This window comes from Sphaerisporangium sp. NPDC049457, assembly GCF_055586705.1.
This window is the reverse complement of sequence record NZ_JBVJHR010000017.1, coordinates 27,178-51,542: the sequence shown is the minus strand read 5'-3', so window position 1 is coordinate 51,542 and position 24,365 is coordinate 27,178. Positions and strand designations below refer to the sequence as shown.

At 73.6% G+C, this 24,365-nt stretch carries 21 protein-coding genes; 5 read left to right on the top strand and 16 right to left on the bottom strand.

Translation table 11 applies throughout. The annotated features are described in order from the left end of the window. Window positions 1–24 precede the first annotated feature (24 nt). On the top strand, window positions 25–1,680 hold the full coding sequence (gene menD, locus ACZ6QO_RS25695; RefSeq protein WP_465854158.1) for a 2-succinyl-5-enolpyruvyl-6-hydroxy-3-cyclohexene-1-carboxylic-acid synthase: 1,656 nt from the start codon (window positions 25–27) through the stop codon (window positions 1,678–1,680). Window positions 1,681–1,741: 61 nt separating this feature from the next. Then, a complete protein-coding gene (locus ACZ6QO_RS25690) occupies window positions 1,742–2,395 on the top strand; it encodes a DedA family protein (protein WP_465854157.1) in 654 nt (217 codons plus the stop codon). Here the strand turns inward: ACZ6QO_RS25690 and ACZ6QO_RS25685 are convergent. Continuing rightward, a complete protein-coding gene (locus ACZ6QO_RS25685; RefSeq protein WP_465854156.1) occupies window positions 2,362–3,102 on the bottom strand; it encodes a GntR family transcriptional regulator in 741 nt (246 codons plus the stop codon). The genes ACZ6QO_RS25690 and ACZ6QO_RS25685 overlap by 34 nt on opposite strands. Before the next feature lie 194 nt (window positions 3,103–3,296). After that, window positions 3,297–4,526 carry an isochorismate synthase gene (locus ACZ6QO_RS25680; RefSeq protein ID WP_465854155.1) on the bottom strand — a complete coding sequence of 410 codons (1,230 nt, stop codon included), beginning with the start codon at window positions 4,524–4,526 and terminating at the stop codon, window positions 3,297–3,299. A 233-nt stretch (window positions 4,527–4,759) separates the two neighbouring features. On the opposite strand from ACZ6QO_RS25680, the gene ACZ6QO_RS25675 reads away from it, so the two are divergent. Beyond that, complete coding sequence (locus ACZ6QO_RS25675) at window positions 4,760–5,698, top strand: SGNH/GDSL hydrolase family protein (RefSeq protein WP_465854154.1); 939 nt, start codon at window positions 4,760–4,762, stop codon at window positions 5,696–5,698. Here the strand turns inward: ACZ6QO_RS25675 and ACZ6QO_RS25670 are convergent. The 9 genes from ACZ6QO_RS25670 to ACZ6QO_RS25630 all read right to left on the bottom strand — a co-directional run bounded on the left by ACZ6QO_RS25670 (window position 5,672) and on the right by ACZ6QO_RS25630 (window position 18,175). After that, complete coding sequence (locus ACZ6QO_RS25670) at window positions 5,672–6,694, bottom strand: pyridoxal-phosphate dependent enzyme (RefSeq protein ID WP_465854153.1); 1,023 nt, start codon at window positions 6,692–6,694, stop codon at window positions 5,672–5,674. The genes ACZ6QO_RS25675 and ACZ6QO_RS25670 overlap by 27 nt on opposite strands. Window positions 6,695–6,890: 196 nt before the next feature. Further along, window positions 6,891–7,496 (bottom strand): response regulator, encoded by a 606-nt coding sequence (locus tag ACZ6QO_RS25665; RefSeq protein WP_465854307.1) that lies wholly within the window; start codon window positions 7,494–7,496, stop codon window positions 6,891–6,893. 26 nt (window positions 7,497–7,522) lie between these two features. Next, on the bottom strand, window positions 7,523–8,677 hold the full coding sequence (locus tag ACZ6QO_RS25660; RefSeq protein ID WP_465854152.1) for a sensor histidine kinase: 1,155 nt from the start codon (window positions 8,675–8,677) through the stop codon (window positions 7,523–7,525). Between the two features lie 21 nt (window positions 8,678–8,698). Next, complete coding sequence (locus ACZ6QO_RS25655; RefSeq protein ID WP_465854151.1) at window positions 8,699–9,424, bottom strand: ABC transporter permease; 726 nt, start codon at window positions 9,422–9,424, stop codon at window positions 8,699–8,701. Then, window positions 9,424–10,446, bottom strand: a complete 1,023-nt coding sequence (locus tag ACZ6QO_RS25650) for an ABC transporter ATP-binding protein (RefSeq protein WP_465854150.1) — start codon at window positions 10,444–10,446, stop codon at window positions 9,424–9,426. Before ACZ6QO_RS25650 ends, ACZ6QO_RS25655 begins: the two co-directional genes overlap by 1 nt. Before the next feature lie 553 nt (window positions 10,447–10,999). Beyond that, window positions 11,000–12,460: an arabinofuranosidase catalytic domain-containing protein gene (locus ACZ6QO_RS25645; protein ID WP_465854149.1), complete on the bottom strand. Its 1,461-nt coding sequence runs from the start codon at window positions 12,458–12,460 to the stop codon at window positions 11,000–11,002. A gap of 453 nt (window positions 12,461–12,913) precedes the next feature. After that, window positions 12,914–16,621 carry a S41 family peptidase gene (locus ACZ6QO_RS25640; RefSeq protein WP_465854148.1) on the bottom strand — a complete coding sequence of 1,236 codons (3,708 nt, stop codon included), beginning with the start codon at window positions 16,619–16,621 and terminating at the stop codon, window positions 12,914–12,916. A gap of 240 nt (window positions 16,622–16,861) precedes the next feature. After that, window positions 16,862–17,002, bottom strand: coding sequence for a hypothetical protein (locus tag ACZ6QO_RS25635; protein WP_465854147.1), 141 nt, complete (start codon window positions 17,000–17,002; stop codon window positions 16,862–16,864). 138 nt (window positions 17,003–17,140) lie between these two features. Further along, window positions 17,141–18,175 (bottom strand): Rv2578c family radical SAM protein, encoded by a 1,035-nt coding sequence (locus ACZ6QO_RS25630; protein WP_465854146.1) that lies wholly within the window; start codon window positions 18,173–18,175, stop codon window positions 17,141–17,143. A 137-nt stretch (window positions 18,176–18,312) separates the two neighbouring features. On the opposite strand from ACZ6QO_RS25630, the gene ACZ6QO_RS25625 reads away from it, so the two are divergent. Next, a complete protein-coding gene (locus tag ACZ6QO_RS25625; RefSeq protein ID WP_465854145.1) occupies window positions 18,313–18,591 on the top strand; it encodes a DUF3040 domain-containing protein in 279 nt (92 codons plus the stop codon). 143 nt (window positions 18,592–18,734) lie between these two features. Here the strand turns inward: ACZ6QO_RS25625 and ACZ6QO_RS25620 are convergent, their stop codons facing one another. Both ACZ6QO_RS25620 and ACZ6QO_RS25615 read right to left on the bottom strand, forming a co-directional pair. Beyond that, window positions 18,735–20,369, bottom strand: a complete 1,635-nt coding sequence (locus ACZ6QO_RS25620) for a penicillin-binding transpeptidase domain-containing protein (protein ID WP_465854144.1) — start codon at window positions 20,367–20,369, stop codon at window positions 18,735–18,737. A gap of 87 nt (window positions 20,370–20,456) precedes the next feature. Further along, window positions 20,457–21,119 carry a lysophospholipid acyltransferase family protein gene (locus ACZ6QO_RS25615; RefSeq protein WP_465854143.1) on the bottom strand — a complete coding sequence of 221 codons (663 nt, stop codon included), beginning with the start codon at window positions 21,117–21,119 and terminating at the stop codon, window positions 20,457–20,459. A gap of 425 nt (window positions 21,120–21,544) precedes the next feature. Here ACZ6QO_RS25615 and ACZ6QO_RS25610 point away from each other — a divergent pair, with 425 nt between their 5' ends. Continuing rightward, window positions 21,545–22,096 carry a GNAT family N-acetyltransferase gene (locus tag ACZ6QO_RS25610; RefSeq protein WP_465854142.1) on the top strand — a complete coding sequence of 184 codons (552 nt, stop codon included), beginning with the start codon at window positions 21,545–21,547 and terminating at the stop codon, window positions 22,094–22,096. A 78-nt stretch (window positions 22,097–22,174) separates the two neighbouring features. Here ACZ6QO_RS25610 and ACZ6QO_RS25605 read toward each other — a convergent pair whose 3' ends face one another. From ACZ6QO_RS25605 to ACZ6QO_RS25595, 3 genes are all read right to left on the bottom strand, one after another. Continuing rightward, complete coding sequence (locus ACZ6QO_RS25605) at window positions 22,175–23,164, bottom strand: tyrosine-type recombinase/integrase (RefSeq protein ID WP_465854141.1); 990 nt, start codon at window positions 23,162–23,164, stop codon at window positions 22,175–22,177. Between the two features lie 27 nt (window positions 23,165–23,191). Further along, entirely contained in the window at window positions 23,192–23,728 is a 537-nt protein-coding gene (locus ACZ6QO_RS25600) for a hypothetical protein (protein ID WP_465854140.1), read from the bottom strand. Window positions 23,729–23,840: 112 nt separating this feature from the next. Next, window positions 23,841–24,221, bottom strand: a complete 381-nt coding sequence (locus tag ACZ6QO_RS25595) for a SchA/CurD-like domain-containing protein (RefSeq protein ID WP_465854139.1) — start codon at window positions 24,219–24,221, stop codon at window positions 23,841–23,843. Between the last annotated feature and the right edge of the window lie 144 nt (window positions 24,222–24,365).

The window sequence follows — 24,365 nt, the reverse complement described above, 5'->3', positions numbered from 1 at the left end:
GCAGGCCCCGTTCGAGGAGGGCAGGTGAACCCCGCCACCGCGCTGTCCGGCGTCCTGGTCGACGAGCTGGTGCGCTGCGGCATGACCGACGTGGTGCTGGCCCCGGGCTCGCGCTCGGCGCCGCTGGCCCTCGCCGTGCACGCCGAACCGCGCCTGCGCCTGCATGTGCGCATCGACGAGCGGTCGGCGTCGTTCCTGGCCCTCGGCCTGGCCCGCAGGTCCGAGCGGCCGGTCGCGCTGGTGTGCACCTCCGGCACCGCCGCCGCCAACTTCCACCCGGCGGTGATCGAGGCGCACGAGTCGGGCGTGCCGCTGCTCGTGCTGACCGCCGACCGGCCGCCCGAGCTGCGCGGCACCGGCGCCAGCCAGACGATCGACCAGCTCAAGCTGTACGGGTCGTCGGTACGCTGGTTCGGCGAGATCGGCGTGCCCGAGGAACGGCCGGGCCAGGTCGCCTACTGGCGCTCGCTGGCCTGCCGCGCCTACCAGCGCTCCCTCGGGCCTGGCGACCCCGGCCCGGTCCACCTCAACGTGGCCTTCCGCGAGCCGCTCATCCCCGACGGGGACACCACCTGGTGCGAGCCGCTGGAGAGCGGCGCGAACGGCCCGTGGGTGCGGGCCCGCGTCGCGCCGCCCTCGGCGGGGCTGCATGTCACGCCCACCCGCCGCGGCGTGCTGGTGGTCGGCGACGGCGCTGCCAACGTGCGCAGGTACGTCGCCGCCGCCGGGATGGCCGGATGGCCGGTGCTGTCGGAGCCCACCGGCGGCGGCAGGTACGGCGACCACGCCATCTCGGCCTACCACTTCCTGCTCGGCGACCCAGGGTTCGCCGACGCGCACCGTCCCGACGTGGTGGTCACGCTCGGCCGCCCCAGCCTGTCCCGTCCCCTGCTGGCATGGCTCAAGCAGGCCGAGGAGCACATCGTCGTCGCCCCCGACCTGTCCCGCTGGCCCGACCCGACCCGCTCGGCCACCCAGGTCGCCGAGTCGGTCGAGATCCCCGGCGCGGCCGGCGACGACGCCTGGCTGCGGTCCTGGCGGGCCGCCGAGGCGGCGGTCCGCCCGGCCGTCGACGCCGTCCTGGACGAGGCCGAGACGAGCGAGCCGCGCCTCGCCAGAGACCTGGCCGAGGCGCTGCCCAACAACGCCCTGCTGTTCTGCGGCTCCTCCATGCCGATCAGGGATCTGGACCAGGCCATGCGGCCCAGACGCGGCCTGCGCCTGCTGGCCAACCGCGGCGCCTCCGGCATCGACGGGCTGGTGTCCACCGCGATGGGCGCCGCACTCGCCCACAACGGGCCCTCCTACGCCCTGATCGGCGACCTGACCCTGCTGCACGACCAGAACGGCCTGGTGATCGGGCCCCGCGAGCCGCGGCCCGACCTGTGCCTCGTGGTCGTCAACAACGACGGCGGCGGCATCTTCTCGCTGCTGCCGCAGGCGGCGCTGCCCGACTCCTTCGAGCGGGTCTTCGGCACCCCGCACGGGGTGAACCTGTCCTATCTGGCCGCCGCCACCGGCACCCCGCACACCCTGCTGTCCTCCATCGGCGACCTGCCCAAGGCGATCAGGGGCGAAGGGCCGCGCATCGTGGAGGTGCGCACCGACCGCGCCGAGAACGCGCGCGTCCACGCGGCGATGCGCGAGGCGGCCCACGCGGCCCTCAGGGATCTCCCTTAGAAGTCCCTGGGGTTCCCCGCGGGCGCAAAGCGACGGCATCTCACCGCATAAGGTGTGAGCCATGCATGTCGAGGAATGGCTCATGGCGATCCCGCCGCTGTGGATCTGCGTCATCGTGGGCGTGGTGATCGGCGTCGAGAGTCTCGGCATCCCGCTGCCGGGCGAGGTCGTCCTGGTCAGCGCGGCGCTGCTGTCGGCGCAGCACGCCGTCAGCCCGGTGTGGGTGGGGGCGTGCGCCAGCGCCGGGGCCATCATCGGCGACTCCATCGGCTACGCCATCGGCCGCAAGGGCGGGCAGCCCCTGTTCGACCGCCTGGCCAGGCGCTTCCCGAAGCATTTCGGCTCCGCCCACATCGCCAAGGCCGAGAAGGCCTTCGACCGGTGGGGCATGTGGGCGGTGTTCTTCGGCCGCTTCATCGCGCTGCTGCGCATCCTCGCCGGTCCGCTCGCGGGGGCGCTGCGCATGCCCTACTGGCGGTTCCTGGTCGCCAACGTGCTCGGCGGCATCACCTGGGCGGGCGGCACCACCGCGGTCATCTACTACCTGGGCATCGTCGCCGAGCGCTGGCTCAAGGGGTTCAGCTGGGTCGGCCTGGTCGTGGCCGTGCTGTTCGGCTGCTGCACCACGCTGTACATCAAGCGCCGCGCCGGCCGAGTCACGGAGGCCGGCGAGCCGGCGGCTCAGCGCTCGATCAGCGTGACCTCCAGCGAGTAGTGCGAGGCCCGGTAGACATGGGAGCCGTGCTCGACGGCCCTGCCCTGGTCGTCGTAGGTCGTGCGCACCATCGTCAGCAGCGGCGCCCCCCGGCGCTCATCAAGCAGCCGCGCCTCCCCGACGGTGGCCGCGCGGGCGCCGATGCGCTGGTTGGCCACCCGCATGCGCACCCCGGCCGAGCGCAGCAGCTCGTACAGGCCGCGCTCCTCCAGGGCCTGCGCGGTCAGCGGCCCTAGACCCGCGGGCAGCCAGTTGTGCAGCAGGGCCAGCGGCTCACCGGCGGCGTAACGCACCCGTTCCAGGCGTAGCACCTCGGTGCCCGCCGGCACGCCGAGGACGGCGGCGATCTCATCGTCGGCGCCGACCGGATGCAGCGAGATCACCTTGGTGGTGGGCTCCTGCCCGGCCCTGCGCAGGTCGTCGTACAGGCTGGTCAGCTCGACCGTGCGCTTCACCTGGCCGTGCACCACCTGTGTGCCGACGCCGCGCTTGCGCACGAGCAGGCCCTTGTCCACCAGATACTGGATGGCCTGGCGGATGGTCGGCCGCGACAGCCCCAGCCGGTCGGCGAGCAGGATCTCGTTGTCGAGGCGCGACCCGGGCGGCAGGTCGCCCCGGCGGATCGCCTCGGCGATCTGCTCGGCCACCTGGAAGTAGAGCGGCACCGGGCTGGAGCGATCGAGGTCGATGTCGAGTCGAGTGCCCATGCAGTCTCCCGGCTCCGTCACTGATCGCTTTGGAACGAGGCTAGCGGACATCAGAATGTCCTGACAAATATCGACCCCGTGGCGCCCGCCCGTCAGCCCCGCGACGCCGTCCGCACCGGTGAGCGGCAAGGTCTTCGGCCGCCCTCGGACGGCGCCGCCGCCGGAGGCCTGGAAGGCAGAGCCGTGGGCGGCGCTCAGCCCTCCAGGGCGTAGCGCATGACGCGGAACTTGGCCTGGGCCTCGGCCAGCTCGGCGGCCGGGTCGGAGTCGCCCATGATGCCGCAGCCGGCGAACAGCCGCGCCCGGCGCCCGTCGATCTGGGCGCAGCGCAGGGCGATGCCCCACTCGCCGTCGCCGCGGCCGTCGATCCAGCCGACCGGGCCGGCGTACCCGCCGCGGTCCATGCCCTCCAGCTCGCGGATCACCTCCAGCGCGACGCCGGTCGGCGTGCCGCCGACGGCCGCCGTCGGGTGCATGGCGGCCACCACGTCGAGCACCGACGCGCCGTCCGCCAGCCGGCCGCGCACCCGGCTCGCCAGGTGCTGCACGTTGGGCAGCACCAGCAGCTCAGGCTCGTCGGGCACGGTGAGCGAGGCGCACAGCGGGGTGAGCGCCTCGCGGACGGAGGCGACCGCGCAGGCGTGCTCGTGCCGGTCCTTGCTGGAGGCGAACAGGGCCGCGGCCTGGGCGCGGTCCTCGGCCGGGCCGGCCCCTCGGTAGGTGGTGCCGGCGAGCACCAGCGACTCGACGGCCTTGCCGGTGTGCCGCACCAGCAGCTCGGGAGTGGCGCCCACCAGGCCCGCGCAGGAGAAGGTGTAGCAGTCGGGATAGGCGGTGGCCAGCCGTTCGAGCAGCAGGCGCACGTCGATGTCCCGCTCGGCGGTGGCGACCAGGTCGCGGGCGAGCACGACCTTCTCCAGCCGTCCGGACCTGATCTCGCCGACCGCGCGGCCCACGGCGTGCTGCCACTCGGGCGCGGTCAGCGAGCCGTCACCGTAGACGACGCGGCCGGGGGAGCCGCCCGGCGCCATCAGCTCCATCGGCGCCTCGCCGATCGTGGTCAGCCACGCGCGGCCGTTCCTGCGGCCGAGCACGACCCGCGGGATCACCAGTACAGAGCCGGGGGAGTCGGGGTCGAAGGTGAACGAGCCGAACGCGACCGGCCCGGACCCCGGGACGTGCACGTCGTCGTGGACGTGCGCCTCGCCGAACGCCGTCGCCAGCCACGCCCTGGCCCAGTCGAAGCGGCCGGGGCCGGGCGGCACCGTCACCCGGGCCGCCTCGCCCCAGGCGACCAGGCCCTCGCCGCGGTGGACCCAGGCGTAGGGGGGAGCCTGTGGCAGTCGCGCGACCAGATCTCCAGGGTGATCGATGGGGATGGTGCGAACCAGCGGGGGGCGGGTTATCCCGAGCGCGACACTCACTCTGCCCACCTTATGCGGAAACTGAACACGTTCGACATCGGGTCCCGCATCAAGGCCCCCGCCCCTCCCGGGTGATCACGCGTCATCGGCGTCTACATGCGCGGCCCGGATTGTCAAGCCGCGATAGAAACTCGGTCAACGGTAGCAACGCGTTCCCCGCAGGTAATAGAGCGCCCCCATGCCGATCTCTACCTTTGGTTGTCGATCTCCCCGGCCGGGATGGATCGTTCCAGGTGGAGGTGGACATGGTCCGCAAGATCGCGCTCGTTCTCGCCGCCGCGGCGGTGTGCGTGCCCGGCACGGCCGTCCCGGCCGCGGCCGAGCAGGTGCCGCCGGTCATGGCGGCGCTGGGCGACTCGATCAGCGCGGGCTTCAACGCCTGCGGCTGGTACGTCGCGTGCACCTCCCGGTCGTGGTCGGCCGGGGACCACCCCTCGGTGAACAGCCACTACCTGCGCCTGCTCGGCTTCGGCCAGGCGGTCAAGGGCCACAACCTCAACTTCGCCGTCGCCGGCTCCACCAGCGCCGACCTCGCCGGGCAGGCGCACAAGGCCGTGGCCGCCAAGGCCGCCTACGTCACCATCCTGATCGGCGCGCAGGACGCCTGCGTGTCCAGCGAGGCGCGCATGACGCCGGTCTCCACCTACCGCGCCCGCGTCGACCGGGCGCTGGCCGTGCTCGCCCCCACCGGCGTCAAGGTGTTCGTCGCCAGCATTCCCGACGTCAAGCGACTGTGGCGCATCGGCAAGGACGACCTGGTGGCCCGCTCGTTCTGGGCGCTCGGCCGCATCTGCCCGGCGATGCTGGCCAACGCGGCCTCCACCGCCAAGAAGGACAAGGCCCGCCGCGACCGGGTCAGAGAGCGCGTCCAGGACTACAACGAGGCGATGCGGCAGGCGTGCGCCGCCTACGGCCCGGGGTGCCGCTCCGACGAGGGAGCGGTGTTCGCCTACCCGTTCACCCTCGACCACATCAGCAAGTGGGACTACTTCCACCCCAACGCCGACGGCCAGCGCGCCCTCGCCCGCGCGACCTTCCCGCACGGTTTCGCCTGGGAACGCTCGCCCTCGTCCCCGGAGACCCTGACCTCCGGCCCCGGCCCCACGCCCCAGCCCGCCACCCCCGACCCGCGCGCCCTGTCCCGCTCAGCGACCGGCACGGCCGGAAGGTGACCCCTGCGCGCCGGGCGAACCGGCCGACGGCGCGGCGAGCACGGCCGCCAGGGCGTCCAGGGTGATGTTGCGGCCCGAGACCACCGCCACCATGCGCCCGTGTGGTTCGACCTTCCCGAAGATCAGCGCCGCGACGGCCGCGGCCCCGGCGCCTTCGGCGACGTGGCCCCGTTCTGCGGCCAGATAGCGCATCGCGGCGTGCAACTCGGGCTCGGTGACGGTGACGAGGTGGTGGACGTGCCGCGCGACCAGGCCGACGGTGACCGAGTCCGGCTCGATGTTGCCGGCCAGGCCGTCGGCCAGGGTCGGCCCCACCTGGACGGGCACCCGCCGGCCCGCGGCGACGGACGCGGACAGCGCGGTGGAGGCGGCGGCCTCGACGCCGACGACGCGCACTCCCGGGCGGCCCGCCGCCCACAGCCCGAGACCGGCGGCCAGGCCGCCGCCCCCGACCCCGCACACCACCGTCAGCGGCCCCTCCGGCGCGCCCAGCTGCGCGTCCAGTTCGGGGCCGATGGTCGCCTGGCCCGCGATGACGCGAAGGTCGTTGTAGGCGGAGATGTAGTGGGCGCCGTCGCGGGCGAGCCGGCGCGCGTGCGCCTCGGCGTCGTCGAAACGGGCGCCCGTCTGGACCAGGTCCACTTCCGGCCGGCGCAGCCGTTCCACCTTGGCGGGGGAGGCGTTCGCGGGCACCACGACGGTGACCCGCCGCCTGAGGGCACGGGCGGCGAACGCCAGGCCGAGGGCGTGGTTGCCCGCGGACGCCGTGACGACCGGCCGTTCCGGGGGAGCGGCGGCCAGGGCGGCCAGCGCCCCGCGCGCCTTGAAGGACCCGGTGGGCTGGAGGCTCTCCAGCTTCAGCGACGGGTCGTCCGCCGTGCCCGCCCCGGCGTCGACCGGCGTCGGGGCCAGGTGGGCGCGGACCAGGCGGCGGGCGGCACGAAGGTCCTCAGAGGTGGGCGCGCCGGCCAGGCGCGCCGAGGGGGATGGGTGCATGATCCGACCATGCACCGCCGCCCGGCCGTGCCGCCAGTCGCGCCCCTTCCGCCCGCTCGCCCGCGGAGTCGTCGGAGGCCCCGGCGCCGGCGGGCCCGCACCACCTCACAGCGGCACGTTCGCACCCCGCCACCGAGTCGCCGTCCCGGGGCTCGTCGCTCCCGCGAACTCGGCGCCGGCTCGCCCGCGGGCGGTACTACAGCCAGCCGTTGTGGCGGGCGGCGGCGGCCGCCTCGATGCGATTGCGGGTGCCGGTCTTGCCGATGGCGGACGACAGGTAGTTGCGCACGGTGCTCTCCGACAGGTGGAGCCGCCGGGAGATGTCGGCGATGGTCGCGCCGTCGGCGGCCGCGGTCAGCACATCGCGCTCGCGGTCGGTCAGCGGGCTCGGCCCGGTGCTCAGCGCCGCCGCCGCGAGCGCCGGGTCGATCACGCGCTCGCCGGCCAGGACGCGCCGCACGGCCGAGGCCAGCTCCTCCACCGGCCCGTCCTTGACCATGAAGCCGTAGGCGCCGGCCTCCATGGCCCTGCGCAGGTACCCGGGCCTGCCGAAGGTCGTCAGGATCAGCACCCGGCAGGACGGGAGGCGCTCGCGCAGGTCGGCGGCGGCGTCAAGCCCGCCGCGGCCGGGCATCTCGATGTCCAGCAGCGCCACGTCGGGCCGGTGCTCCAGCGCCGCGGCGACGACCTGGTCCCCCGCGGCCACCTGGGCCACCACCTCGATGTCCTCCTCCAGGCCGAGCAGCAGGGCGAGCGCTCCGCGCATCATGCCCTGGTCCTCGGCCAGCAGCACCCGGATCACCCCGGGGGCCGGCGGGCGGGGGCCGTTCACGAGGACTCTCCGGGGAGGGTCACGCGGAGGTGGAAGCCGCCGGAGGGCACGTCGCCGGTGTCCAGGAGGCCTCCGGCCGCCGTCACCCGCTCGCGCAGGCCGCTCAGCCCGTTGCCGTCACGGGGCCGGCGGGCGCCGCCCCGGCCGTCGTCGCGGATCTCCAGCACCGTGCCATTGTCGCCCACGCTGAGATCGATCTCGCAGGCGTGCGCCCCGCTGTGGCGGATCAGGTTCGTCACGCCCTCGCGCACCGCCCAGCCGAGCAGCGCGTCGATCTCCGGCGGCAGCTCGGCCACCGGCATGCGCGTGGCCAGGCGCACTCCGGCGTCGCCGAGGACGGTGCGCGCCGACTCCACCTCAGCGGCCAGACCTCGGCCCCGGTACCCGCTGACCGCGGTGCGCACCTCCTGCAGGGCCTCGCGCCCGATGCGCTCGATGTCGCGGGCCTGCTCGGCGGCGGCCGCCACGTCCCCCGGCAGCACCCGGCGCACGGCCTCGGCCTTGACGACCATCACCGAGAGGGTGTGGCCCAGCAGGTCGTGCAGGTCGCGGGAGAAGCGCAGCCGCTCCTCCGCCACGGCCGTCCTGGCCAGCTCCTCGCGGGTCTCTCTCAGCTGGCCGATCACCTCGAACAGCTTCAGCATGATCGCCGGGACGAGGCCGGCGGTGAAGGTGCCCCAGGCCAGCGCCAGCAGCCCGCCCCAGTCGGCGCCCTGGACGGTGGCGACGCCGCCGGGAGCCACCGAGACGCCGCAGGCCACGGCGATGGTCACCGCGAGCACCGCGGCCACCCTGCCGAGTCCCTTGACGGCGACCCCGCAGGCGATGGCGAACAGCGGGAACAGCGTGTACCAGGAGTCGTGCAGCGTCAGGACGAGTACCACGGTCAGCGCTCCCAGCGCCGGCAGCGGTCCGCGCTCGGCCCGGCGGGGCGCGGTGAAACCGAGCCTGACCGTCCACAGGTACAGCGCGGCCACGGCCGCCAGGCCCGGGATCGCGAGCCACAGCGGCCGGGCCTGTCCGCTGACCACCTGCCACAGCGGGCCGGCCAGCAGGACCAGCCAGAAGGAGAACCCCTTGGCGTCAGGGCCCTGCGCCGCGAAGTCGGGGCCGGCAGGGCCGTCCGGACGGGGAGGACACCGCTCGCTCATCGGCACAACCTAACCGGTGTTTCACGTGGTGCGGCCGGCGCGGCGGTAGCCGTGCACCGCGTAGGCGGCGAAGACCGCCAGCCAGCCCAGCAGGACGAGCACCGAACGCGGGGAGGGGGCCTGGCCGAAGGCGACATGCCATGACAGGTCGGCGTAGTTGTGGGTGGGCGTCCACTCCGCGACGCCCTTCAGCCAGCCGGGGAAGCGGTCGACCGGGATCCACAGGCCGCCGGCGACGGCCAGGCTCATGCTCGCGGCGAAGTTGGCGACGCCCGCCGACTGCCCGGTGAGGTGGTAGCCGTTGCCCAGGCCGAACAGCGTGAAGGGCAGCGTGCCCGCCCACAGCAGGGCGGTGATCGACACCCACTGGCCCGGTCCGAGGGAGACGTGGTTGATCAGCGTGCCGGCGGCCAGGATCGCGGCGATCGCCGGCACCACGACGACCATCCCCGTGATCGTCTTGCCTGCCACCACGGTCGCGGGGGCCAGCGGCGTGAGCCGCAGCTGACGCAGCCAGCCGAGCGCCTTGTCCTCGCCGAGCCCGGTGCCGTTGTTGAAGGCCGCGCCCATGCCCCCGTAGGCGGCCATGCTGACCATGACGAACAGCGCGGCCTGCTTCTCGTCGCCGGGGATGAGGCCGAGGTTGGTGAAGATCAGATACATCACGACGGGCATCGCGACGCCGAAGATGAGATAGGTGACGTCCCGCAGGACGCGGAGCAGTTCGAGGCGGACGTAGCCGAGCATCACAAAGCGCCTTCTTCGGTGGCCGGACGGGCGGGGGAGGGTGCGGCGGCGGAGGGGACGGCGGCGGGCGCCGCAGAGGAGGCGCCGCCGGCGGTGAGGTGGCGGGCGGCGGCGTCATGGGCGGCCGGGCCGGTGGTGGCCGGGCGCCGGCCGGTGAGGGCGACGAAGGCGTCTTCGAGGTCGGCAGGGGAGACCTCCAGGTCGCGCACGGCGCGGGCCTCGGCCAGCGCCATCACGGTCGCGTCGGAGTCACTGCTGCGCAGGTGGGCGCGCCGCCCGCGGACCTCGACCGCGGTCACGCCCGGCAGGCGCGACAGCCACCGGGTCTCGCCGTCGATCGTCAGGCTCACCCTGGTGAGCGCGGCCGCGCGCTTGATCTCCCTGCTGGAGCCGTCGGCGACCACCCGGCCCCGGTCGATCACCACGACGCGGTCGGCGTGCTCGTCGGCCTCCTCCAGGTAGTGCGTGGAGAACAGGATCGTCTTGCCCCGGTCGGCGTGGCGGCGCATGCCGTCCCAGAACTCCCGTCTGGCCTCCACGTCGAGCGCCGCGGTGGGCTCGTCCAGGATGATCAGGTCGGGGTCCCCGGCGAGGGCGAGGGCGAAACGCACCCGCTGGGCCTGGCCGCCCGACAGCCTGTCCACCCGGCGGTCGGCCAGGTCGGTGAGCCGGGCGCCGGCGAGCACGTCGGCCACGGGCAGGGGAGCGGCGTAGGCGCCGGCGACGAAGCCGATCAGCTCGCGCACCGTCACCCGGGGGATCAGGCCGCCCTCCTGCGGCATCGCGCCCAGACGGCCGGCCCGGACGGCCGCCTGGGGGGCGCCGCCGAAGACGCTCACCCGCCCGCCGTCCGGGACGGTCAGGCCGAGCAGCACGCCGATCGTGGTCGACTTGCCCGCGCCGTTGGGGCCGAGCAGGGCCAGCGTCTGGCCTTGCGGGATGTCGAGGGTCAGCCCGTCCACGGCCCGGACCGTCCCGAAGCTCTTGGTCACCTCGGTGAGGGAAACGGCGTTCGCGTTCATGCCCACGACGTTAAAGATCGGCGGGACCCGCTGGTAGGAACGGCGATCCGCTCCCCGCCGGTACAGAAGTCCCACCCAGGGGGGCACTGTTGATCTACAATGTAAAGACGAGCGGACGGCCTCAGCCCCTGCCTCTGCCTGTGCGGCACCAGGCACGGTGGTCAGGCGGGCATCTGTGAGGGCATGACCGCCGACACCCATCCCCACGAGTCGCCGGCCAACGGCCTGGCCGAGGTGCCGATGTGCGCGCCGTGCCTGTCCGCGGGCGGCGGCCCCCGGGTGTGAGGGTCGCCGGGCCGGCGCGAGTTCAGGTCACGAGAGCCTCAGGACCGGCCGGGCGGAGCAGGTGCTGATGCCTACTTCGCCGCTGTGACGTCGGGCTGACCCTGCGGGCGGCGCCCGGCCGGTGGGGCGTGTGCGGTGAGCGGTCCCGCGCGCCGCCCCGGCCGGGCGCCATGGGATGACGTCCAGCTGGGGTTTCGCGAGATGTGCGGCTTTCGCCGGTCTGCGTGACGCTGGTGGCGTCCTCGCCGAATCGGCCTGGCCTGACGGGTCAGCCGCGCAGGCTCCATTGCTGGTTGGTTCCGCCGTTGCAGGACCACAGGATGATCTTGGTGCCGTTGGCCGTGGCCGCTCCGTTGGCGTCCAGGCACAGCCCGGACTGCACTCCGGTGATGGTGCCGCTCGAGTTGACGTTCCACTGCTGGTTGGTCTGGCCGTTGCAGTCCCAGATGATCACCTGGGTGCCGTTGGTGGTGCCCCGTCCGCTGGCGTCCAGGCACTTGTTGCCGTACACCTGCAGTTGCTTGCCGGAGGTGTAGGTGAACCGCTGGTTGACGCCGCTGCCGCAGTCCCAGATCTGCGCCTGGGTGCCGTTGGTGGTGCTGCTGTTGGGCACGTCGACGCACCGGCCGGACTGGCCGCCCACGATCTGGACGTTCTGCCCGCCTCCGCCGCTCGACACCGCATACCCGGCAGAGGTGATGTTGGCCTGAACGGCGTCCTCAGTGGCGTCGGTCGGGTATCCGGAGGTCATCACGCCCTCGTAGAAGGTGCCGGCGGCGCCGATGCTGTTGTCGCCGCCGATGCCGAGGATGATGGCCCCTTCCTTCTTCATCGGGTTGTAGCCCGACACGTTGGGCCGTACTCCGTTGTAGAAGGTGGACAGGCCGCCGGACTGGGCGTTGCCTCCCCGGATGGCCCAGTGGTTGGGCTCGCCCTTGATGATGGCGGTCAGGAACCGGTGGCTGATGGAGGGGTCATTGGCGTTGTAGCGCTGGTTGACGCCGGAGAACAGGCCGTTCTCCAGGTCGGCCATGATCCACGGGCCGTTGCCCGCGCCGTAGCCCCACACCTTGATGTTGCCGAAGTAGATGGCCTCCATCGTGCCGTTGCCGTTGTCACGGCTGTTGGTCTCGGCGTTGCCGTAGTCGAAACAGCAGCCGCCGTTGTAGTGGGTGCCGTCGAAGATGGCGTACATGCCCTCCGGCTGGTCCCCGGTCGCGATGCCCGAGGTCCGGTTGTTGCGGTAGCCGGTGCCCGGGTTCACGTACACGCCATAGGCCTTCTGCCCGCCCACCATGATCGGCGCCGCGGTCGCGTTGGCCAGGTTGTCGTAGCCACCCGCGGCCGGACCGGAGAACCCGCCGGGAGGCGCCTGGGTGAGATGGTTACCCCGTCCGGACTGGTCGTAGATGATGGTGATCAAGCAGGTCGTGCCGGAGCAGAACGAGTCCTGGGTGGCGGCGTTGGCCACCCCGCCCGCGCTCAGCACGCCGATGTCGCGCGTGGTGTTGTCCGAAGCGCGCCGCACCTGGTAAAGCGAGCCGTTGTAGGCGCCGTACAGCGCGCGGGTCGTGCTGTGCGCCGCGACACAGGGCGTGCCCCCCGAGGCGTAGATGTCGCAGGGCTGCGACGTCGCGGCCTGGGCGGTACCGGAGCCGGCCAGCCCGGCGACGGCGAGCAGCACGCCGACGCCCGTCACGGCCGCCTTTTTCCAGTTTCGGAGGATCATGGGGAGCCTCTCTCGCTGAACGTTAGCGCTAACATCACGGTGGACGGCCGTGATGTCCACTTCACCGCGGAACATAGGCGTTCAGCCTCGGACGCCGCTAGATCGTTGTTAGCGCTAACAGCGGTCCGGGCGCCGAAGGTCCTCTGATTCGGGTGCCCGAAGGGGGTGGCCCGCGCATCACACAGCACCTCGCCTGCCTCGTCAAGGGCCCCGAGTCCCTCCTCCCCGCCGCTTCCTCCGGCGCGCCCGCCTCACCGGCTCTGACCACGCCGTGTCGCACCGCTCACGATCCGCCCGGTGCTGAAAGTTTCGCAGGGGCGGCGCTGGTCTGACGGACCTGCGTTCACCGGGATGAGCGGTGAGGGACGCCGGTGACAGGGAGGCCGGGACGCGCCGGTCGCGGACCGCGACCTGTGCCCGCCTCGCTCCCGGGGACTGTGCGCCCCCCGGAGATCATGCGCGCGGTGGGAGCATGGGCGCGCCCAGGCGGGGGCGGTCGGCGGGGTTGGGGGTGTGCGGCGGGGACTGCGCCAGGCGTTCCATGGCGACGTCGATCGCGCGCTCCAGCTGGGTGTCCACGCCCCGCGCGTAGTCCTGCGGGGTGATGTCGACCTCGATGTCGGGGTCGGTGCCGTAGTTCTCCACCCGCCAGCCGACGTCGTCGAAGGCGAAGGAGAACTCCGGCTGGGTGGTCAACGTGCCGTCGGCCAGCCGGTGACGGGGCCAGATGCCGATCACCCCGCCCCAGGTGCGCTTGCCGATCAGCGGACCGAGCCCGAGCAGCTTGAACGTGTGGCTGAAGATGTCGCCGTCGGAGCCGGCCCACTCGTTGGTGACCGCGACCAGCGGGCCGCGCGGCGACTCGGCGGGATAGGGCTCGGGCACTCCCCAGCGCGGGAAGTCGTAGCCGAGCCGCCGCCGCGCCAGCTTCTGCAGCAGCAGCCCGGAGACGTGGCCGCCGCCGTTGAAGCGGACGTCGACCACCAGCCCCTCGCGGTCGTACTCGGCCAGGAAACCGCGGTGGAACTCGGCGTAGCCGTCGGGGCCCATGTCGGGGATGTGCAGGTAGCCGACCCTGCCGCCGGTCCGCTCGTGGGTGCGGGCACGGTTGGCCTCCACCCAGTCGCGGTAGCGGGCCGGCTGCTCGTCGGAGACGGCCTTGACGGTCACCGTCCTCGCCGGCCCGTCGCCGCGCCTGATCGTCAGCTCGACCTCCTGGTCGGCCTGGTTGACCAGCAGCCGGGCCGGGCCGGCCGCGGCCCCCACCGGCTGCCCGTTGATCGCCAGCACCGCGTCGCCGGCCCGCACGTCCAGGCCGGGGCGGTTGAGCGGCGAGGTGGCCTCCGGGTCCCAGGGGTCGCCGGCGACGATGCGGGCGATGGTGTGCACGCCGTCGGCGTAGACCCAGTCGACGCCCAGCTTGCCCTGCCAGTAGTGCGGGCGGGGACGGTACTCGCCGCCGCTCTCGTAGGCGTGGGAGGTGCCGAGCTCGCCCAGCAGCTCCCACAGCAGGTCGGAGAACTCGCCGCGGGTGCCGACGCGGTCGACCAGCGGCAGATAGCGCTCGTAGACCCCGTCCCAGTCGATGCCGGCCATGTCCTGCACCCAGAAGTTCTCCCGCTGCAGCCGCCAGGCCTCGCGGAACATCTGCCGCCACTCGGCCTCCGGGCAGACCGACACCTTGACCCGGTTCAGGTCGATCCATCCGGACGCGCGGCCCGGGGCGTCGTCGTCGGGCGCGTTCTCGCCCGCCTTGATCACGCGCAGCCGCCGCCCTGAGCGGTAGAGCAGCGTCGTGCCGTCCTGGCCGAGGCGGAAGTCCCCGACGTCGGAGGCGAGGGTGTCGCACTTCTGCTTGACCAGGTCGTAGGCCTGCAGGATTCCCGAGCCCGGCTCGGGGACGTACTCGTCGCCCCGGCTGCCCTCCACGGGGAAGGAGGTGAACAGCACCTTGTCCTTGGTGCCGGCCACGCGGTCGTAGCGGCCCTCGGGCACCGGGAAGGCGACGACCCGCCGCTCCATGCCCTCCAGTTCGATCTCCAGCGGCGGCGTCTCGTCGTCCTCGTCGTCCGCGGGCGCGTCCTGGTCGCCGTCGGCCCGGCCGTGTTCCTCGCCGTCCCCGTGCCCGGCGTCGTGCGCGCCGTTCCCGGCGGCGGAGGACTCCTTGCCGGCCGAGGCGTCCCCCGACAGCGGGCGGGGTTCCGGCACGAACGGGGAGCCGACGCCGGACCGCAGCGTGATGGCGTACGGCCGGGTGCCGAGCGGGAAGCCCAGGTCGAACTGCAGGGAGTCGTAGACGGGGTTGAAGACCCGCTGCCCGATGAAATAGAGGTACCGGCCCTCGGGGTCGAAGGCGGGCCTGCTGTCGCGCAGCACCGGCCGGGTGGCACGGTAGGTCTCGCCGGTGGCGACCCGGCACAGCTTGATGGCCGTGGTCTGCGCGGTGTCGGGGCAGGTGTAGGCGAGCCAGTGGCCGTCGGGCGACCACACGGCGTCCTCGATGCGGCCGAACCGGCTGCTGTCGACGACGGTCATCGTGGCCCGCGTCCCCGTGCCGCCCGTGCCGGTCGCGGACGCGCCCGCCTCCGGCGCGGTCGCGCCGGAGGCCGTCGTGGCCTCGCCTGCGGTTCCGGCGCCCTCCGCCGTCCCGGTGGATGCGCCCGGCGCCGCGACGGGCGCGGCCCCGCCGGCCGTGCCGGGTCCGGCCGTCAAGGCCTCTCCCGACACCGCGGCGCCCTGCCCCGGCGCGTCCTGCGCCGCCACGGTCGCCGGCGCCCCTGACGCGGGCTCCGTCCCTCGCCCCGCCTCACCGGCCGCTACCGTGAGGGCCGCCGCGGCCCCGGCCTCGCCCGCCGCGCCCCCGGCGTCGCCTGCCACGGCCCCGGCCTCGCCTGTCGCGGGTCCGGCCTGTCTGGACGCGGCCCCGGCCTCGGCCGCCGCTGGGGAGGTCGCGGGCAGGGCGGTCTCCGCCGGGGGGAGTTCGACGATCAGCAGTTCGTTGCGGTGGTTGGTCACCGCGATCTTGTCGGCGGCCGGCGAGACCTCCAGGCCGATGGCCCGCCCGGTGTCCAACTCCGCCAGCCGCTCCGGCGCGGCGCTGCCGTCGGCGGTCAGCACGACCAGCACCTCGCGGTCGCCGTCGTCGCTGGCCGCGGCCACCAGGCGCCTGCCGTCCCCGAGCCAGGTGAGCAGGCGGTAGCGCACGCCGTCCGGCTCGCCGTGCTGGCGCACCGGCCCCTCCCAGCCGCCGAAGGAGTACGCCTTGCCGCGCGTGGTGATCGCCAGGCCGCTGCCGTCGGGGGAGAGCCGGGCGCTGTCCAGATAAGAGGCGGCGGGGACGAACCGGCGGTTGCGCTGGGTGCGCGAGCTGCCCAGGCGCACCTCCACCCGCCGCGACTCGCCCTCCTCGGGGTCCAGCACGTACAGCTCGGCCGCCGCGTGGTAGACCAGCCGCGTGCCGTCGCAGGCCAGGTTGCGCGCGTAGTAGTCGGTGTGGTCGGTGTGCCGCCGCAGGTCCTGGCCGCCGGGCGTGCAGGAGTAGACGTTGCCGATGCCCTCGTGGTCGGACAGGAAGTACACCCGCTCGCCGGCCCAGCACGGCGACGCCAGGTTGCCCGCCAGGGAGATCAGGCGGGTGAACGTGCCGTCGCCCTCGCGGTCGATCCACAGGTCGCCGACGGTGCCCCCGCGGTAGCGCTTCCAGCGCGCGGGGTCGGCGGTGTTGCGGCCGAGCACGATGGCGCCGCCCGGGCCGTAGGAGATGGAGTTGGCCGGCCCGTAGGGCAGGCGGCGGGCCACTCCGTCGGCGTCGACGCGGTGCAGCCACTTGCGCCGGTCGAACGGCTGGCCCTCGTCGCTGGCGTAGATGATCGCGCCGGAGGGGTCCCACCCGGTGACCGTGCACAGCGCCCCGTCGTAGGTCATCCGCCGGGCGGCCCCGCCTTCGGCGGGCATGACGTACACCTCCTCGGGGCCCTCCTCCCGGCCCACGAAGGCGAGCTTGGCGCCGTCGGGGGAGAAACGGGGATAGCCGGCCTCGGCGACGCCGGCGGTCAGGCGGAAGGCCCTTCCTCCGTCGGCGGACACCATCCACAGGTCGTCTTCGGCGGCGAAGACGACGACCTCGCCGAAGATGGTGGGGAAGCGCACGTACACGGACATCGATCCTCGCGTTCGGGTGGGCCTCCCATGATCAGGCACCCGGGCCCGCCGCGTCGAGACCGCCGGCGCCGTTGTCCGGAGCCGGTCCGTCCGGCGGCGCCGCCCCGGGTGCGGGCCGGACACCGCCGGCGAGCGCGCCGCCGGGCCCGGCGGCGGGCGGCGGGCGCCTGATCAGGGCTGTCACCCGGGCGTCCTACCTAGGCCTGGCGCCGTTCCGCCCGGTGGGGAACATCGCGGTGGTCACCGGGTCTCGTCGGGCCCGGCCGCGCGCCGGTCCTCTTCTTCGCGTTTATTCTGCTTGGTCTCGCGCGTGGCCTTGATGGCGGCCTTCTTGGCCTTTCCAGTGGCCTTGTTGGACTTCTTCCGCGCTGCTCCGGCCATGGTTCCCCCTGTATCTCACGGAGTCTTGTACCGACAATGCGTCATATTCGACGCATCCCGCGCGGTAAATACCCAACAGCGGAGCCAATCACCCATATAGGTCGTATAGCTGTTGATGGGACAGACCGCTCACAGTTTTCAGAGCAGGGTGAGCTGTTGCGGCCCGGCGGGCGGCGCCGCCGGGGCCGGGGGCCGGACGCCGCGGGCGGCCGCCGTGGCGGAGCGGCCGACCCCCGCGCGCAGCGCCAGCTCGCGGACCTGCCGCGCGACCCGCGCCTGGTAGGCCTTCGGCGCGTAGGCGCCGCGCCCGTACAGCTCCAGATAGCGCGGCACCAGGCGGGGATGCTCGCGGCCCAGCCAGCCGAGGAACCACTCGCGGGCGCCCGGCCGCAGGTGCAGCACGATCGGCACGATGTGGGTGGCGCCGGCCTCGGCGATCTGCGCCACGGCGGCCGCCAGCGCCCGCGGCGAGTCGCTGAGATAGGGCAGGATCGGCGCCATCAGCACCCCGCACGGCAGGCCGCGCCCGGTGAGCGCCGCGCAGGCCTCCAGCCGGGCGGCCGGGCGGGGCGTGCCCGGCTCGACCGAGCGCCACAGCTCGTCGTCCACGAACCCGATCGACAGGGCGGTGGACACCTCGGTCACCTCGGCGGCCTCGGCCAGCAGGTCGAGGTCGCGCAGGATCAGCGAGCCCTTGGTGAGGACGGAGAACGGGTTGCGGGCGTCGCGCAGCGCGGCGATGATGCCCGGCATCAGGCGGTAGCGGCCCTCGGCCCGCTGGTAGCAGTCGACGTTGGTGCCCATGGCGATGGGGTGGCCGCCCCAGCGCGGCGCGGCCAGCTCTCTGCGCAGCAGTTCGGCCGCGTTGACCTTCACCACGATCTTGGAATCGAAGTCGTGCCCGGAATCGAGGTCGAGGTAGGTGTGGGTCTTGCGCGCGAAGCAGTAGACACAGGCGTGCGAGCAGCCGCGGTAGGGGTTGACCGTCCACTCGAACGGGACATGGGAGGCCGCGGGCACTCGGTTGACGATCGAGCGGGCATGGATCTCGTAGAAGGTCATGCCGCGGAACTCGGGGGTGTCGAAGCTCCTGACGACCGCGCCGCGGGCGAACAGCGGCGCCTCGGCGGGCGCCTGGCCGGCGTCGGTCAGGCGCAGGTTGTCCCAGCGCATGCCTTGATTAGAACAGGCATTCGACGCAGATCGCAACCGCGTCAAAGTGGCGGCAAAAAGGAGCCCTCGAAACGGCTAAAGATCTTCGTGGTTGGGCAGAACGTCGGCACACCGCTTGCGTCGCCGGGAGGTGCGGCATGGCCTGGTCGCAGGACGAGGAGCGAATGCTTGCCCAGATCGAGAACTACCTCACCGACGAGGATCCGCGACTCGCCGCCCGGCTTGAGTCGTTCAACGAGCGCGTCGAGCGCAGGGAGACCCAGCGGCGCAGGCGCGCCGCCGAGCCCGGCCGGGGCCGGCGCCGTCCCAGCCGATCGACGATCATCATTCTCGTGAGCTGGCTGCTGATCGCCACCTTGATCGCCACCTTGCTGATCATGGTCTTCCGCCACGACGCCGCGGCCCTGCCGATGTGACGTCCGGGCCTCGCCGCCCGGCACGCCCGCGTCCCGCCGTGCGGGCCGTCATGTCCCTCCCGCTCGCCCCGCCGTGCCATGAGGCCGGATGCCGCGGCGTGCGGGTGCGCGCGGGGCGTCTCCGCCGCCGCGCGGCGGGCGGGTCAGTCCGGCAGGCCGCGCAGGAAACGGGCGGCGGCCGGGGCGGCCACCTCGCCGCCCATGCCGCCCGCCTCCACCACCACGGCGAACGCCACGTCGCCGCGGAAGCCGATGAACCAGGCGTGGGAGTCGAGCTTGGGCCCGGTGCCGAACTCGGCGGTGCCCGTCTTGCCCGCCGTGCCCTTGGGCAGCCCGGCGTTCCTGGCGGTGCCCTTGGTGACCACCGCCGACATCATCGTGCGAAGCGGGCCCGTCACCGTCTCGGGCAGCGCGTGCGGCTCGGTCTTCTGCTTGATCGAGGGCACCAGCGTCGGCGGGCGCCAGGTGCCGTCGGCCACCGCGGCGGCGACCGTCGCCATCACCAGCGGGCTGGCGGTGATGCGGCCCTGCCCGAAGGACTCGGCCGCCAGGTCGGCCTCGCTGGTCGGCTTGGGCATGCTGCCCTTGGTGGCCGGGACGCCGATGGACAGCGGCTGGTTGAACCCCATGGAGGAGGCCACCTCGTACAGCTTGCCGCCGCTCAGATGGCGCGCGGCCAGCGGGGCGAAGGTGGTGTTGCACGAGTGGGCGTAGGCGTCCAGGAAGCTCAGCGAGCCGAACGACTCGTGGTCGGAGTTGCGGATCGACAGCCCGCCGACGCTGGCCTTCTTGGGGCAGGTGACCTTCGAGCCGGGGGTGAGGCCCTCGGCGAGCAGGCCGGCGGCGGTGACGGTCTTGAACGTCGACCCCGGAGGGTAGCGCCCGTCCAGGGCGCGGTTGAACCCGCCGCGGTTGTTCACCACGGCGAGGATCTCGCCGCTGGCGGGCCTGATCGCGACCAGCGAGGCCGGCTTGGAAAGGTCGCGCACGGCCTCGACGGCGGCCCGCTGCACGGCCGGGTCGAGGGTGGTGCGCACGGGTGAGCCGGGCGAGCCCTCGATGGTCTTCAGCGTCTTGACGGCCTTGTTGGACCCGTCGACCACGGTGATGGCCGTGGTGGGCACGCCGGCGAGGCTCCGCTGGAAGGTCTCCTGCAGCCCGCCCCTGCCCACCGCGTCGCCGGCCTTGTACGAGGAGCCCAGCTTGGCGACGTCCTTGGCGGTGGCCTTGTCGAGGTAGCCCACCAGCTGCTGCACCGAGCCGCCGGCGTCCCCGGTGTCGATGCGGGCGCCGGAGGCGTCCTCGATGGCGGCGCGCTCGGGCCAGGTCGTCTTCAGCGCCAGGTGGGTGGAGCCGGTGAGCGCCGGGTGCACGGCGGCCGGGCTCCAGGCGACCTTCCAGTAGTGGTCCTTCACCACCAGGTCCAGGGAGCCGGTGTAGGTCCACTCGCCGATGTCCTTCAGCGTCATGGTGGCCGTGTAGGCGGCCTTGGCGCGGTCGTCGCCGGCCGGGGTCACCGTGCCGAGCCGGACCGCGACCTTCTCGGCCCCGAGGGCCCGGGCCGGTTCGGCGTAGGCGGCGTCGAAACCGGGCGCCTGCGCCGCCAGGTCGGCCTTCATGGCCGCCAGGTCGCCTCGTGACCAGGCCGCGGCGAAACCGCTCGCGGTCTGCTCGGCGCTGCCCCTGGTGTGCAGCACGTAGTAGGCGCCGCCGGCGGCGGCTCCCACCGCCAGCACGGTGACGGCGGAGGTGATCGCGATGGTACGGCCGCGCGGCACGCCTTACCCCCCGGTGTCTGGACGTCGCGACGAGCCTAGCGCGGCCGGCCGGGGGCGCTCACCGCTTCACCGGGAACCCGGGGGGACTCAGGCGGCCCGCGCGGCCTGTTCCTTCAGGCTCGCGGCGTAGGCCGGGACGTACTCCTGGCCGGACAGGCGCTGGATGGCCGCCATCACCTCGTCGGTGACCGCCCGGCGGTCCTTGGCCCTGGCCGGGTCGCCGGTGAAGGTCATCGGCTCGCCGATGTGCATGCCGATCTTCGCCAGCCGCGGCACCGAGGCCCCCGGAGGCAGCACGCGCTCGGTGTTGACCATGGCGACCGGGAGCACCGGCGCGCCCGTGGTGAGCGCCAGCCAGGCGACGCCGATCTTGCCCCGGTACAGCCTGCCGTCCGGGGAGCGGGTGCCCTCGGGGTAGATGCCGAACAGCTCGCCGCCCTTGAGCACCTGCACGGCGGTGTCCAGCATCGCCTGCGCCGAGGCGGCGCTCTGCCTGTCGATGGACACCTGGCCGGTGCCGCGCATGTACATGGCCATCAGGCGGTTGCCGGTGAAGTACTCGGACTTGGCGACGAAGGTCACCTTCCTGGGCAGCATGAGCGGCAGGAACACCGAGTCCAGGATGGACAGGTGGTTGGAGGCCAGGATGGCGGCCCCCGAGGAGGGGACGTTCCCTGCGCCGGTCACCTCCGGGCGCCACAACAGGCGCAGGAAGGGACTGCTGACGATCTTTGTGAGGCGATACAGCACGGACTCTCCCGGTGTGCGGACGGCCAATGCCCACCATACGGCCCAGATGGACAACCTTGTGTTACGCCCGCCTACAAACTGTTACATCGTGGTACAACGAAGCGCCCCGCAAGGCTGGCTTGCGGGGCGCTTCGTTTAGGCCGATGTGGCGGTCGCCTCCTCGGCGAGAGGCACAACACGGCTCCAGCCGAACGGTATTCCGTGAAGGCGGTAATTGCGGCCCGGGGGACACAAACCACATCGGCTGCTTACAGTTAAGCACACTCGTGACACCCGCGAGGTCAGCGTGGCCGAACCCCGTCCCGCTCCAGGGGGACCCCTGGACCCCTCGGCCGCGGCGGCTCCGCCCCCGCGAAAGGGCCGGTCGGCGCCCCCGCGCCCCGGGGCGGAAGGGGGTGGGACGTCCGTGCGCCACAATGGGGACCATGCTGGAGACCGAGCGGCTCATCCTGCGGCGCTGGCGCGAGGACGATCTGCGGCCTTTCGCCGAGCTGAACACCGACCCCGAGGTGATGGAGCACTTCCCCGCCCCGCTGACCCGGCAGGAGAGCGACGCGATGGCCGGGCGCATCATGGCCGGCTTCGACGAGCACGGGTTCGGGCTGTGGGCGGTGGAGGTCGCGGGCAGCGGCGAGTTCGTCGGGTTCACCGGCCTGGCGGTTCCGCGCTTCGAGGCGCACTTCACCCCGGCGGTCGAGGTCGGCTGGCGGCTGGCCCGCAAGGCGTGGGGGCACGGCTACGCCACCGAGGCGGCGACGGCGAGCCTGGACCACGCCTTCGGCCCGGCCGGCCTGACACAGGTGGTGTCCATGACCAGCACCACCAACCTGCGCTCCCAGGCCGTCATGCGCCGCCTCGGCATGACGCGAGACCCCGCAGACGACTTCGACCACCCGTTGGTGGAGCCGGGCAGCCCGCTGCGCCGTCACGTGCTCTACCGCCTGGACGCCGCCGCCTGGCGTGCCCGTCAGGCCTGAGCACGCCGGCGCCGGCCCGCGGACACCACGACGGCCCCGGCGGCTGATGGGCGGGATCGAACGGACCGGGGGGCGGTGTCAGGGCGCGCCCGGGCGCAGGGGACGGGCGTCCGGCATGCGCAGCCGGTCGACGGCCTCGCGGCGGCGGCTCTCGGGCCGGCGGTCGTAGCGCGCGGTGGTGACCGGAGAGGCGTGCCCGACCAGCGCCTGCGTGGTGGCCAGGTCGACCCCGGCGTCCAGCAGCTCGCCGATGAAGGTGCGCCGGAAGTCGTGCGGGGTGCGCTTGGCGGCGCCCGCGGCGGCCAGGCGGCGGCCGACGATGTCGGCGATCGCCTGCCCCGTCATCGGCGCCGGGCGCCCGGCGGGGGCGCGCAGCCGGCCGGCCTTGTTGATCGGGCAGAACAGCGCCCCGGGGTCTCGTCCCCGCACGGCCAGCCAGGCCTCGGTGCGGGCCACCGCCTCGGCGGTCAGGTAGACCAGGCGCTCCTTGTCGCGCTTGCCGCGCACGCGCAGCGACCGGGAGGCGGGATCGTAGTCGGCCAGGGCGAGCCCGGCGACCTCCGCGCGGCGGCAGCCGGTGGAGTACAGCACGGCCAGCAGGGCGCCGTCGCGGGCTCCGGCGGGGGAGGGGTCGTGGTCGCAGGCGGCCAGCGCCGCCCCGGCGACCTCCGGCGGGACATGCTGCCCGGCCGGCAGCCGGGTGTGCGCCAGGGGGGGCAGGTCGGCGGCGCGGTGGTAGTCCTCGGCGGTCATGAGGCCGAGCCGCCAGGCCTCGCGCATGACCCGGCGCAGCGCCACCAGGTGCTTGTTGACGTAGGCGGGCGACCATCCCCGCTCGGTGAGGATGGCCCGGATGCGCACGGTGTGCTCGTAGCGCAGCAGGTGCCAGGGCTGCCCGGCGCCGGTCGCGCCGGGATCGCCGGTGATGACGCGGGCGACCCTGTCGAGGCAGCCGCGCATCGTGCGGCGGGACTCGGCGCCCGTCAGGGCGCCGAGGTAGACCACGTAGGGATCGCCCGCGGGCGTGACGGCGCCGAGGCCGTCGTCGGGTACGGCGGGGACGTCCACGCGCCGATCCTACCGGCGGCATGGAATCTACAATGTAAAGGGCTCGGGTGGTCGCCGCATGGTGCCCACCAGGTCGGTCAGCCTGCGACTGCGCGCCATGAACCCCGCGACGAGCGTCAGATCATCGCATCGGCCTCTGACCAGCGGATACCAGGCCTCGCGCAGCTCGCGCAGGGCCGGTTCCAGGCAGGCGGGGTCCGCGGCGGAGTTCAGCCGGACGAGCACCTGGGCGCGCCGGGCGGTCCGGGCGCCGCCGTGGCCGCGTCCGGCGCGCGTCTCGTCCGGCTCGCCGTCCTCGCGCCGGGCGCGCAGCGTCACCTGGCCGTCGCGCTCCATGCGGGACGCCGCGTCGGCGGCCTCCCGCTCGGTGAGCCCGCTCAGCGCCGCCAGCCGCCTCAGTGGCAGCGGGCTGTGGCGGCGCAGCACGGCCAGGCAGCGAAAGCGCGCCGCGTCCAGGCCCGCGCGGGCGGCCAGGGCCTCCACCAGCCGGTCGGCCTGGGCCAGCAGGCCGGCGGTCTCGCGCTCCACGGCCTCCGATACGTCGATGCCGTCGTCATGGGACATGGTCTGCTCCATTCGCGCCGCCGGGTGCGTGGGGGCGGTCCCGGGAGAGGTGCGTACCGCCCGCGACCGCCGGCCGGGCGTGCGGGTCCTGCCGCGCACGCCCTGGCCGGCCTCACAGCGGGGTCGCGTGCGTCTCGCTGGACGACTGCGTGACGCAGCGCATCATCGCGTCGCGGAAGAACGCCGCGAAGCCCTCGGTGGTGCCGGTGTCGCGCGCGTCGGCGAGGAAGGGCACGATGCCCTTCTCGATGGTGTGCACGTGCCGCTGGGAGGCCAGGTGCCGGGCGATGCCGGCGAAGTCGCCTTGGTAGTGGATGAGCCGTACGAGCACGTCGTCCTTGACGAAGACCCCCGTGCCGAGCAGCCGGGCGGTCTCCTCGCCGTGCTCGTCGGTGACGACGGGCGACTCCAGGGGCGGGGAGTCGCCGAAGAGCTCGGCGAGCTCCTCTTCGTGCCCGGGTTTCACCCGGAAGGTGATCATGGCGTACGGCATCGGATACCTCCGTCGTTGTCGGCGGCGCCGGGCGGCGCCGCACGCTGGCGGGGGGGAGGGGGGGGGGGGGGGGGGGGGGGGGGGGGGGGGGGGGGGGGGGGGGGGGGGGGGGGGGGGGGGGGGGGGGGGGAGAGAGGGGGGGGG